An 11387-nucleotide genomic window follows, 5' to 3' on the forward strand; every position below is an offset into this window, starting at 1 on the left:
TAAAATTTTAAATCTGCCTGTTCCATATCTCCCAGCTGGCCTCCGCCTGCAATACCAGCATCTCATGGCCGTTTTTGGTCGCCGCCCCCTGTGCCGCACCATATTCCAGGAAACGGGTCATAGCCGGGTTATATACCAGGTCGTACAACAGGTGCCTGCTGCCAAGAGCGGCATAAGGAAGCTCTGGTGCTGTCTCTACCTTAGGATACATACCCAGCGGGGTCGTATTGATAATAAGGGTATGGGTCTCCAGCAAGGCCGCATCTACCGCTGTATAATCGATCGTGTGATTGCCCGCCTGCCGGCTTACAACGGTATATCCGATACTCAGTTGCTGCAAAGCGTACAATACGGCTTTGGCAGCACCACCGGTACCCAATACCAGCGCCTGCGTGTGATGAGGTTGTAACAAAGGAGTCAGCGACCGGCTGAATCCTATCACATCCGTATTATACCCTGTCTTGCGACCTTCCGTTATTTTGATACAGTTCACCGCACCAATATGCCGCGCCGCATCACTGAGTTCATCCAGGTAAGGGATCACCACCTCTTTATGCGGGATTGTAACATTCAGCCCGCAGAGCGCCGGCTGATCAGCCAGCAGTGCGGGAAATGCGCTGATATCCGCCAAAGGGAAATTCTCATACACACAACCAGAAATGCCCTCCCGGGCAAATTTGTCGGCAAAAAATCCTTTTGAGAAAGAATGTCCCAGCGGATAACCGATTAGTCCGTATACTTTCATACAAAGAGGGGAAAAAACCGGCAGCGCGCTGGCTGCCGGTTAATATAAGGGAATGATTTATTCTCCATCCAGGAAAAGGTGGAAGGTATCGCCACGCAGGCCGATACGCATAGCTTCCAGGGAGATCACTTCATGAGGGGCCAGGTTACCCAGGTTGGCATTACAGCCTACCAACTCCAGGAAGTACAGTTGTTGGGCTTTTTGTGGGGCCTCCCAGATGATCTTTTCAGCAGGGATCTGTGTCAGGATCTCCTGTACAAGACCTTCACGTACCTCGCCGGTACCACGATAGATACCTACGTTGCCGCTCTCGCGGGCCTCTGCAATTACATAAGTGGCGCCGGCTTCCAGCTCTGCACGCATCAACTCAATCCACTTATAAGGCGGAATGATATGTTCTGCATCTTTGGACCCTACTTCACTCAGTACCAGGCCATGTTTGGCCAGCTTCTCCACATAACCGCATTTTTCCGCATGCGGAATGGTGATAGAACCATCAGATACCTCCATATAAGTGATACCAAAGTCCTTTACCATACGCAGATAATCATCGAACTGGTTGCGTATCAGGAAAGCTTCAAAGAGCGTACCTCCAAAGTAAATAGGTACATTGTGGGATTGGTATAATTCTATCTTCTCACGCAGATTAGGCGTTACAGCTGCAGTGCCAAATCCTAACTTAACAATATCCACATGCGGTAATGAGACGGACAAGAAATTTTTCGTTTCTGCTAAACTCAGCCCTTTATCCATCACCATGGTCAGGCCACTGGCACGGGGCTTCTTCGTACGCTCAGGAATTTGAGTCAGATTAAAATTCATTTGAGACATTTTTTTCATCTGGATGGTCAGTGGAAGCAATAGTTACCGCATACAGCCATTGGAGAAAAGCTGCACATGCACGATTCACATCCGGTAGTATTGTTAGCTCAGCCAATTCTTAGTCAATAAATAAAACCGGCGCAAAAATAAGAAGTATCCTTAATTAATTATCCCAGAGATTTTTTTGTGGAAAATAAGGGGGAAGGGAGGCTATGCACCTCCGGTAGATAAGCTGTCTGAAAAGGGAAATAGCAGGCAGAGCCAGGGCTACTGCGTACTGCCTGCGGATTTGTCTTTGCCTTTACGGCGATAGCGGGCGATCATTTCCACCACGCTGATATGTTGTAGTATAGTAGGATCCAGTTCTACCATTTTTTTAACCTGGCGGGGCGCCTGTTGTAAAGCTGTCTCCAGCATCAGTAGCCCTTCTTTGGTCTTACCGGCAGATATCAGCAGGGCAGCCCGGTAGTACACAAATACCGGACGACGGCCTAGTTTCTGCTCCGCCTGCTGCAACTGTGCCAGCGCTTCGTCATGGAAGCCGGCTATATACAGCCCACGGATGAATTCCTGCCAGGTGTGCAAGCTCTTCGGACGGATACGCACCGCACTCATAAACTGCATCAGTGCATCCTTGTTCTTACCTAATCCCAGGTAACACTCACCCAGTGCGATATAATAGTCTGCGTTCTGCTTGTTGATCTTAAGGGCGCTCTGCAGGGATTTCACTGCATTCTCCCAGTTGGTCTCCATCATGTAAGCCACTGCAATCTTATAGTGCAGCTTGTCATCCGACGGACTGAGATGGGAAGCCTTCCGGTAGTAATAACGGGCCTGGGTGAACTTCCGCTGACGCTCATAACAATGCCCGATAGCCTCGTAGATCACGTCTTCGGGTTTGGCGATCTCCAGGTGCTTCTTCAACACCTCTACCGCATCGCTGTATTTGCGCAACCGGATATAGGCATCGCCCATGTTCCGGTAAGCATAATCGAATTTTTCGTCAATAGCTACCGCGTACTGGTACGCATCGATAGCCTTTTCATACAGCTTAAGCCCCTGATAGGCTGTACCCAGGTTAAACCAGGCCAGCTGGTTGTAAGGATACTCATTGATTACCGCCGTATGCAAACGGATACTCTCCTCATTCCGGCCGGTAAATTCCGTCCAGAAACAGATCTTGTGTAACGCTTCTTCGTTATTCGGGTCGTGCTCCAACACCATCTTCAGGCAGTCAAATACCTTGTCAAACTCCTCCCAGTCATCATACACATCCGCCAGCTCCAGCAACAGCTCCGTTTTGTCATCTCCCTCAAACTGATCCAGCTGATCTTCCAGCACAGCAGCTGCCTTTTCATGCTGGTTCATCGCCAGATACACATCGGTCTGCAAGATGTACAGGTTAATATCCGTACTGTCCAGGATCGCTGCTTTTTCCAGCAATTCCAGCGCTTCATTGTATTTTTTCGACTCTATTAGGAGATTAGCTTTTTTGAGCAGTAAAGTAGAAGAGTAAGGGAACAGTTCGATGGCCATTTCTGCCGCCTGTATGGCATTAGGTAACTCATCGTGCTCATCGTAGTAGTCGATGATCTGTTCGAAAGAATCCTCATCGAGAAAAGAATGTGACTGGCCAGCCTTGAGGTTTTCAAACTGCTGCAACAAGTCCTTCAATTCATCAAAATCCTCGTTAAATAATGGAAAGTCCTGATTCATTAATGTAAATATAAACAATTTATACATCCGGCAAAAAGGGCCCTCTGTGTAATCGTTATGTAATTTTTAACATTTTATTAAGAATTAATCGTACCTTGCGTTAAGGATATGTTATATAACACATCGAAAAAGTACTATATTTGTGATACAATGAAAGTTTTAACATACATATTCCGGCATTTTTCATTGTCTTGCGTGATGGCAGGAGCACTCGCCCTTGCTTCCGTAAAGGCTTCAGCCTCCGCCAACACGGTGGAAGGTCCTGGAGATAGCTATGACCGGATGTCTAATAAGATTGAAAAAACCTCCTTCCGGCTAGGCTCTTCCATGAAAAAGACCAGCCTCAGCCTGGATGGCGCTTTTAAACACAACGGAAACGTTAATTCTGACTTCAAATTTTCGAACGAAAGCAGCACCGTAAGTACACTGAACTTCAAATCAGTAGTTACCTACAAAAAAGGCAATGTGACCTACATACTGCCTTATGCCGTGCAAATCCAGCAGCCTTCTAACCTGAACCTGGGCTTTCACAACCTGCAGATAACACTGCCACTCCGTAAGAACTAAGATCATTCTTTATAAAAAAAGGCTCCGTAGTGATTACGGAGCCTTTTTTTTATATCCTCGCTATGCTGTATCCAGATTAACCCCGCAATTTCTCCAACTCCTCACGGCTCATCTCCTTATAACCTGAACGGGGAACGTCAAAGTAAGAAATAGGTACCGGGAACAGGTCCACCTTGGTAGCGATCATCCGCGTACGGGAACCGGTACGGGCAATGATCTCAAACTCCAGCGGAATACCTTTCAGGTTGACAAAACGACGGTTATACTGCTTATTTTCTGGTACCAGGTCGATCGCATAGTACACCTCAAATGTCTTACCCTCTACCGTAGTACCGATCGCCTGCCGGCATTTATACCCCGCGATCTCTTTGGTCTGGGTACCGTCTTTAAATACAATCCCCGAATACTGCTTCAGGTCCTTTTCATATTCTTCCTTGCTCCCCCTGATCAGGTATTTATCTCCATGATTATCTATCAGGGTCACCAGGGTTTGCTCTTTACTGTTGATCAGGTAAGTATAATGCGCTACATTCAGGTTCATATCGATCCGGCTCAAATTACCACGCATATATTGGGTGAAAGTGCTGTTCTCCAGCATAGCATCCATCTGGGCCTGCTCAGGAGGTAGCTCTACTTTGTAGACAATCTTTGCATCCGATACCACCTTTTGCCCGAACAACGGCCCAATTGTGACCGAAAGACACAGGAGCAGTGATAACCGGATAAGTGTGAAGCTTTGCATAGTGTATTGAATTTTACATAGGTACAGTGAAAAATGTGTGCCAGTGAATGTTAAAAAGTGTGTAGTTCGACGTGACTTTACCATCCCGGTTTTTCCTTTTGCAGAAAGGCCTGTATCCCTTTTTTACAATCCGGGTGTTCTCTTGTAGCTGCATTCAATGCAGCCGCCTGTTCTAATGCTTCTGTCAACGGCTGGTCCAATACCTTACCGATCAATTGTTTCGTTACTTTCAAAGAGTTCGCAGCTGTTTCCGTACACAAAGCAGCAGCTATTTTTTGTACCTGCTCATTGATCTCCGCAGCAGCTACCACATCGTTGATCAATCCATATTCCTTTGCCTTTGCTGCAGATACCAGCTGCCCGGTCAGCAGTAATTCCCGGGATCGTCCCTCTCCTATCTTCCTCACCAGGAATACAGATACCAGGGCTGGTATAAAGCCTATTTTCACTTCGGTATATCCCAGTAAGGCTTCCGGCACCACGTAACTCAGATCGCAAAGGGTCACCAGCCCGCAACCACCGGCGACCGCATGCCCCTCTACCTGCCCGATCACCACTTTATCCATCTGGTACAGCTGTTGCATTAGTTGCATCAACGACCTGGAATCAGCCAGGTTTTCGTCGTAGGTATTACGTTGCAACTGCTGTAGATATTCGAGGTCAGCGCCGGCACAGAAAGCTTCACCCCTGCCTTTAAGTACGACTACCTTTACAGTATCGTCCTTGTCGGCGGCAGCAAAAGCCTGCTTCAGCTCAGCTACCATGGCACCGTTGAGTGCATTGCGTTTCTCCGGCCTGTTGAGAGTAATAGTAGCGATCCTGTCTGCCTTCTCGTATACGATGTATTGATACATAACTTTTTTACGCTGGTTATAGAATGACAAATGGCTAACGGTCCGTTATAATGATGACATATTCTCCGCTTTCCGTTTTTCAATAATACGATATTGCGGACACATTGCCATCATATAGACATTCCCGTTAGCCATCGGCTATCAAAGATGTACTTGCTGCATTAGCGGGTGATCTCTTCTATCACTTTTCCTACGTTACCGCTGGGCATCTGTATACGCAGCATGGCAGCAATAGTAGGAGAAATATCGGTCATACCAACGGTACGGTTTGTTTTACCATGATGTATACCCCATCCCATCCATACTAACGGGATGTGTGCATCGTAAGGATACCACAGGCCATGTGTAGTACCTGTTTTGCCACCATCGATGTAGCCGGGCTGCAATATCACCTGGATGTCGCCGCTACGTTTGGCGTTATAGCCATTTACCAGCATACTGCGCATAGGCTCCGGCAGAGCGGTATATTGCAGTTCTTCCAGCGGGAAAGCATTTGCCAATGCAGGTATTTTTTTCAGCTGCGCCACCATAAAGCGTTTTACTTCTGTTTCATTCTTACCTGCTTTGGCGATCGCATCGTGGTTCAGCCAGAACTGGTAGTTGTCCGCAGCCTGAATGGCTTTGTCTATACCCAGGACGCTTTTCAGCTGCTCGTTCAGTTGTACCATAGTGGCTTTATCATCCCAGGTACCGCCAGGCAGCTTATTTTCTTCCATAAATCCCGGTACATGCGCTACCCCGTGGTCAGCGGTGATAAAATACAGGTACTGTCCTTTTCCTACATGGCTGTCCAGGTAATTGAAGAAAGCTTCCAGGTCTTTATCCAAACGGAGATATACATCTTCCGCTTCGATAGAGTTAGGCCCGAACTGGTGCCCTACATAGTCTGTTGACGACAGGCTGATGGCCAGGAAGTCAGTAACATTGCCTTTACCCATCTCATAAGCTTCCAATGCTTTTTTGGCAAACTCCAGGGTCATGGTATTACCGTAAGGAGAAGCGGCAATAGAAGCAGACGGATTCGCTATCTGATGTGGGAAAGAACTATGTCCTTCTCCTTTATAACGTCCTTCGTAGGCTTTTTCGTCTGCTGTGCTCAGTTTATAAGTTTCAATAGGATACAAAGTATTCCAGCCACCTTTCAGGTAGGTCTCCGGCCAGCGCTGACTGTTGAACTGCTGCGCAAACGCAGGCAGCTCCTGCATGTAATAAGTGCTAGTTACCCAGTTGCCGCTGGTATTATCATACCAGTAAGCAGCATTGGCACTATGACCGGCAGGCAAGATAGCGCCCCTGTCTTTAATAGCCACACCTACCACTTTGCTCTGGAAATTGTTAGAAAGGCGGAGTTCATCACCAATGGTGGTCACCAGCATATTACGGGGGCTCATTTTACCAGCAGCAGAACTGCTGCCTACCGTTGTTACTGTCGTATCTTCTGCACAATACACCGTACGCGCCAGGCTGGGATTATACCAGGTATTGCCGATAATACCATGCACCGCAGGTACAGAGCCGGTATACACACAGGTATGACCGCAGGCGGTAATAGTCGGGGTATAGTTGATCAGCGTATTCTCGCAGGAAAAACCATCCTGTACCAGGCGTTTAAAACCACCTTTTCCATATCGGCTGGCATAGCGATACAGGTAATCCCAACGCATCTGATCCACAACCATTCCTACTACCAATTTAGGCCGTGTAGCCTGTGCTGCTGGTGTTTTTTCCCAAACAGACTTAAATCCGGATTTGGGCGATGTCGCCTTTTGCGCCCAAGCTCCCTGAGAGATAAATAGTAAAACCGCGATAAGTAAATAATTTCCTTTCATCAGTAAAACAGTTTGCTAACGTTATATCAAATAATTCCAATATGAACATTTTGATGGAGCAGCCTTGTTTTAAGACCATATTGCCGGGAATGGCTGTACATTTCCGCAGATGTTTGGTGCTTATTGCCGCTAAAAGCCCCTGAGGGACCATCCATTTCCGTATCGGTGGCGTCCCTTACCGGCTGGTACTGGTATATTTCTTGCCTGGTATAAGTAGCGTTAGACCATCATGAGATCAACAAAAGTAACCTAAGTTTACAAAAAGTAATATTTTAATACCTTTGTGCTCAAATTTTTAATGTCCAAACATTTAATAATTACTTAACAACATGGATATTTTCGAGAAACTGCTGAAGCACATGGGTCCTATTGGTGAGCATTCCGATAGAGCGCATGGCTATTTTGCATTCCCTAAGCTGGAAGGTGAGATAGGTCCCCGTATGAAATTCCGGGGCAAGGATAAGATAGTGTGGAGCCTGAACAATTACCTGGGCCTGGCCAACCACCCGGAAGTACGTGCCACCGATGCAAAGGCAGCAGCAGATTTTGGTCTGGCAGCGCCAATGGGAGCGCGTATGATGAGTGGAAATACCAACTATCATGAGCAACTCGAAAAGGAATTGTCCGACTACATGGGCAAAGAAGATACTACCCTGCTGAACTATGGTTATCAAGGTATTATGAGTGCTATTGACGCCATCTGTAATCGCCGGGATGTGATCGTATACGATGCAGAGTGCCACGCCAGCATTATTGATGGCCTGCGTTTGCACCAGGGCCATCGCTATGTATTCAAACACAATGATATCGCTGATTGTGAAAAACAGCTGAATCGTGCGGTAGAACTCACCAAAACCACCGGTGGTGGTATCCTGGTGATCACCGAAGGAGTGTTTGGTATGGCCGGCGATCAGGGTAAACTGAAAGAGATTGCCGCACTGAAAGATAAATACGAGTTCCGCCTGCTGGTAGATGATGCACATGGTTTCGGTACCATGGGTAAAACCGGCGCCGGTACTGGTGAAGAACAAGGTGTACAGGATAAGATCGACCTGTTGTTCAATACATTCGCAAAATCCGGTGCTTCTATCGGTGCGTTTATGTCTGGGGACAAAGCGATCATCAACTACCTGCGTTATAACATGCGTGCGCAGATATTTGCCAAGTCCATTCCTTTACCGCTAGTGATCGGTCACCTGAAACGTGTAGAGCTGATGCGCAGCAAACCCGAGCTGAAACAACAACTGTGGGACAACGTAAATAAACTGCAGGATGGCCTGAAAAAGAGAGGATTTAACATCGGGCATACTAACTCCCCGGTTACACCGATCTACCTGCAAGGGGATATTCCTGAAGCAACAGCGATGTGCCTGGACCTGCGTGAGAACTACAATGTATTCTGTTCTATCGTCGTATATCCGGTGATCCCTAAAGGACAGATCATCTATCGCCTAATCCCGACCGCAGCACACTCCGATGAAGATATCGAACGCACCCTGCAGGCATTCAGCGAGACCAAACAAAAGCTGGATAACAAAGAATACCAGGTAGCAGAGATCCCGATGGTATAATCTGCCTGACCTAATTATCATAAAAATGCCCCCTGCTGATCGCAGGGGGCATTTTGTTTATTGTACCCTTGTTCCTCTTTCTATATTGTCCTGTTATTCTTTTACAGCCTCTACGTTGAGAATGATATCTACGGTAGGCGCTACGGCATATACACCGCTGGGCAATTTGTCAGCATATTTAACACCGAAGTCCAGGCGGTTGATATTGGCAGCAGCTGTAAAACCTGCCCGTTGTTTGCCCCAGGGATCTGTGATAGTGCCGTTATAGGTCACATCAAATGTGACCCGTTTGGTGGTCTCGCGGATGGTGAGGTCAGCAGTCAGCGCATATTTATTGCCTTTTACCTTTTTGAAAGACACCGACTTCAAACGCATATCCGGATATTTTTCTACGTTGAAGAAGTCATCGCTTTTCAGGTGTTTGTCCCGGGGCTCCACATCCGTTTGTATGCTATTCACATCAACCGTAACGTCGATACTGGCATCCTGGAAATCAGGTTTGGGTGCAGTAATGGTACCGTTGAATTTGGTAAAGTTCCCCTCCACATAGTTGATGCCCAGATGTTTTACTTTGAAGTTAACATCTGTGTGTGCGGGGTCCACATTCCATTTATCTTGTGCAACGGCAGCCATTCCGGAAAACAGGACGAAGGCTGTGAATAAAAGGTACTTTTTCATAATACACTTTTTTAAGATGAGCGTGAATGATGCTGCTGCTTAATTAACAACTAATATCAACACTAAGTTGTAAAAAATGGACCGGGACAGGATTATCCCGGTCACTGCTTAAACCTACAACTGTTTCACTTTTAAGAACTTGATCAAATGCTATATATGCGTGTAAATACTTAATTCGTTGCAACAAATATTAAGTTAAAAAAAGGGGTTACCCCCTCAATGCGTCCAGCAATGCGCTGAGCTGTTCTGCCTCTTCCGGTGATATCCGTTTCTTCAGCTGGTTGTGCAGCTTGCTGATCGGCTTCTCCAGGGTTTGTATAAGTTCCTCTCCTGCCGGTGTGATTGTTACATCCATTTTCCTGCGATTCGCTTCGCAAAGGCCGCGATTTACCAGACCTTTGGCTACCAGCTTATCGATGAGACGGGTCACATCGCTGGCTTTATCCAGCATTACTTCTTTGATCTCGCCGGGAGAAATGGGTTCGGGATGTTTCCCTTTGATGATGCGGAGCACATTGTAGTGCTGGGACAAAATATCATGCTCGCGGAAGAGTTTTCCATTAGCGTCTCTGAGCCAGTTACTGGTATAGATAAGGTTGACCAGTGCCTTATGGTAACTGTCCCTGAATTTTACCTGTTTTATGACTTCTCCTATCTTCATAACACAAAGATAGGCAATCCAACTGTTGTTGCAACATATTTTTTTACCTTGTATATCACGGGATACGTGTTATAACCATCACTAACGGATGGAAATAACACGTATTCAAGCGGTTATTATACTACTTGTTTTTTAGCTGTTGTTCCAAGGCATTGATACGTTTATCTTGCTGGATAATATATAACGTCACCTCCTCGAGTTTTTTAAGCAGCAGCCGGTTCATTTCGCCGAGATCCTGGCCGTCGCGTGCAATGTCTTGAGCAGAAGGTATTTCCGGCAGATGCTGGTGTTGTTGGATATAGGTGTCCAATTCCTGCAGGGAGGGAAGTTGATAATCCTTCTTGAACACGAAATCCGGCCAGGTCAGGTTCTGGCTTACTCTCATCCTGGTAGCCAGTACAACGCCATTGACCGTAAGTTTAGCAGGTGGTGCCTGTACACCGATGCCTACATTGCCGTTACCGCCGGGAAGCAATACAATATCTCCTCCATCGATCTCATTAGTGATGCTGAGTGTTTTATCTCCGCTGGCACCATATCCCATCCATCCGGAGCGGGTTTCTGGCGTGTTACTGCGGGCAAAAAAAGACATGAATGAATGGTCAGCTACACCGGGGCCTAATGCCAAGTTGGCGCCTCCACGTGTTATTTTCGTATACCCATCCAATGTAGTAACTCCTGATGGTGCGGTCATCACTAATTTATGCCAGTCTTCCCAAGTGCCACCGTGAGCCCCTTGCCGGTAGTATACACCAGCCTCCAGGAAGCCCAGCTGATAGTTTTTATTACCGGTATTATCTCTCCAGGGAGCGATCGTCATCAGACCTACATAGCCTCTTAAAGGTGAAAAACCCACTGCATCAGGGTTTTTAAACCGATAGTCAACTTGTTGCTTAAAATAACTTGGTGGCTCCTGGTAAGCCCTGGCAGTGTCTTTTACGATCAGGTACTCGCTTTGTGCGAAACTGTAATTACAGCATAGAACAAATAAAAGTGCTAAAAGTACAGTACGTCTGTTTATCATGGATGTTGTTTTAGAATTAGATAATGTGCTACAAATATGTTTAAATCCCCCTTCTCCCACAGATATAGCAGGTAATAGTAATAATTTAATGACAATAGTAATTGGATGTGCTATAGTACAATATCCCTTCTCTTAACTTTCACAAAGTATACGGACCGTACCAGATATTGAGTTACTC

The 11387-nt window shown here is 46.6% G+C and carries 11 protein-coding genes; 2 read left to right on the forward strand and 9 right to left on the reverse strand.

Translation table 11 applies throughout. The annotated features are described in order from the left end of the window. Positions 1-7: 7 nt before the first annotated feature. The 3 genes from KTO58_RS18330 to KTO58_RS18340 all read right to left on the reverse strand — a co-directional run bounded on the left by KTO58_RS18330 (position 8) and on the right by KTO58_RS18340 (position 3283). Positions 8-745: a shikimate dehydrogenase family protein gene (locus KTO58_RS18330; protein WP_095837985.1), complete on the reverse strand. Its 738-nt coding sequence runs from the start codon at positions 743-745 to the stop codon at positions 8-10. 57 nt (positions 746-802) lie between these two features. Continuing rightward, positions 803-1567 carry a phosphosulfolactate synthase gene (locus KTO58_RS18335; RefSeq protein ID WP_095841502.1) on the reverse strand — a complete coding sequence of 255 codons (765 nt, stop codon included), beginning with the start codon at positions 1565-1567 and terminating at the stop codon, positions 803-805. A gap of 267 nt (positions 1568-1834) precedes the next feature. Next, the gene (locus KTO58_RS18340) at positions 1835-3283 is read right to left on the reverse strand and encodes a tetratricopeptide repeat protein (RefSeq protein WP_095841501.1); all 1449 of its coding nucleotides are present in this window, start codon (positions 3281-3283) and stop codon (positions 1835-1837) included. Positions 3284-3433: 150 nt separating this feature from the next. On the opposite strand from KTO58_RS18340, the gene KTO58_RS18345 reads away from it, so the two are divergent. Then, positions 3434-3850 (forward strand): hypothetical protein, encoded by a 417-nt coding sequence (locus KTO58_RS18345; RefSeq protein ID WP_157752865.1) that lies wholly within the window; start codon positions 3434-3436, stop codon positions 3848-3850. A gap of 76 nt (positions 3851-3926) precedes the next feature. Here the strand turns inward: KTO58_RS18345 and KTO58_RS18350 are convergent, their stop codons facing one another. The 3 genes from KTO58_RS18350 to pafA form a co-directional block, all read right to left on the reverse strand. After that, complete coding sequence (locus tag KTO58_RS18350; RefSeq protein WP_095837983.1) at positions 3927-4592, reverse strand: hypothetical protein; 666 nt, start codon at positions 4590-4592, stop codon at positions 3927-3929. A gap of 77 nt (positions 4593-4669) precedes the next feature. Next, positions 4670-5446 (reverse strand): enoyl-CoA hydratase/isomerase family protein, encoded by a 777-nt coding sequence (locus tag KTO58_RS18355; protein WP_095837982.1) that lies wholly within the window; start codon positions 5444-5446, stop codon positions 4670-4672. Positions 5447-5607: 161 nt separating this feature from the next. Further along, positions 5608-7275 carry an alkaline phosphatase PafA gene (pafA, locus tag KTO58_RS18360; protein ID WP_095837981.1) on the reverse strand — a complete coding sequence of 556 codons (1668 nt, stop codon included), beginning with the start codon at positions 7273-7275 and terminating at the stop codon, positions 5608-5610. Between the two features lie 329 nt (positions 7276-7604). Between pafA and KTO58_RS18365 the strand changes: the two genes are divergently transcribed. Continuing rightward, entirely contained in the window at positions 7605-8846 is a 1242-nt protein-coding gene (locus KTO58_RS18365; protein ID WP_095837980.1) for an aminotransferase class I/II-fold pyridoxal phosphate-dependent enzyme, read from the forward strand. Positions 8847-8939: 93 nt separating this feature from the next. Here KTO58_RS18365 and KTO58_RS18370 read toward each other — a convergent pair whose 3' ends face one another. The 3 genes from KTO58_RS18370 to KTO58_RS18380 form a co-directional block, all read right to left on the reverse strand. Beyond that, a complete protein-coding gene (locus tag KTO58_RS18370; RefSeq protein ID WP_198315198.1) occupies positions 8940-9524 on the reverse strand; it encodes a YceI family protein in 585 nt (194 codons plus the stop codon). 208 nt (positions 9525-9732) lie between these two features. After that, positions 9733-10185, reverse strand: coding sequence for a MarR family winged helix-turn-helix transcriptional regulator (locus tag KTO58_RS18375; protein WP_095837978.1), 453 nt, complete (start codon positions 10183-10185; stop codon positions 9733-9735). Between the two features lie 121 nt (positions 10186-10306). After that, positions 10307-11209, reverse strand: a complete 903-nt coding sequence (locus tag KTO58_RS18380; RefSeq protein ID WP_095837977.1) for a hypothetical protein — start codon at positions 11207-11209, stop codon at positions 10307-10309. Positions 11210-11387 lie beyond the last annotated feature (178 nt).

This window comes from Chitinophaga pendula (assembly GCF_020386615.1).
Taxonomy (GTDB): Bacteria; Bacteroidota; Bacteroidia; order Chitinophagales; family Chitinophagaceae; genus Chitinophaga; species Chitinophaga pendula.

Bases quoted from the DNA above. Each gene is read 5' to 3' on its own strand.
- KTO58_RS18330 (WP_095837985.1), bottom strand. From the start codon at position 745: ATGAAAGTATACGGACTAATCGGTTATCCGCTGGGACATTCTTTCTCA.
- KTO58_RS18335 (WP_095841502.1), bottom strand. From the start codon at position 1,567: ATGAATTTTAATCTGACTCAAATTCCTGAGCGTACGAAGAAGCCCCGT.
- KTO58_RS18340 (WP_095841501.1), bottom strand. From the start codon at position 3,283: ATGAATCAGGACTTTCCATTATTTAACGAGGATTTTGATGAATTGAAG.
- KTO58_RS18345 (WP_157752865.1), top strand. From the start codon at position 3,434: ATGAAAGTTTTAACATACATATTCCGGCATTTTTCATTGTCTTGCGTG.
- KTO58_RS18350 (WP_095837983.1), bottom strand. From the start codon at position 4,592: ATGCAAAGCTTCACACTTATCCGGTTATCACTGCTCCTGTGTCTTTCG.
- KTO58_RS18355 (WP_095837982.1), bottom strand. From the start codon at position 5,446: ATGTATCAATACATCGTATACGAGAAGGCAGACAGGATCGCTACTATT.
- pafA (WP_095837981.1), bottom strand. From the start codon at position 7,275: ATGAAAGGAAATTATTTACTTATCGCGGTTTTACTATTTATCTCTCAG.
- KTO58_RS18365 (WP_095837980.1), top strand. From the start codon at position 7,605: ATGGATATTTTCGAGAAACTGCTGAAGCACATGGGTCCTATTGGTGAG.
- KTO58_RS18370 (WP_198315198.1), bottom strand. From the start codon at position 9,524: ATGAAAAAGTACCTTTTATTCACAGCCTTCGTCCTGTTTTCCGGAATG.
- KTO58_RS18375 (WP_095837978.1), bottom strand. From the start codon at position 10,185: ATGAAGATAGGAGAAGTCATAAAACAGGTAAAATTCAGGGACAGTTAC.
- KTO58_RS18380 (WP_095837977.1), bottom strand. From the start codon at position 11,209: ATGATAAACAGACGTACTGTACTTTTAGCACTTTTATTTGTTCTATGC.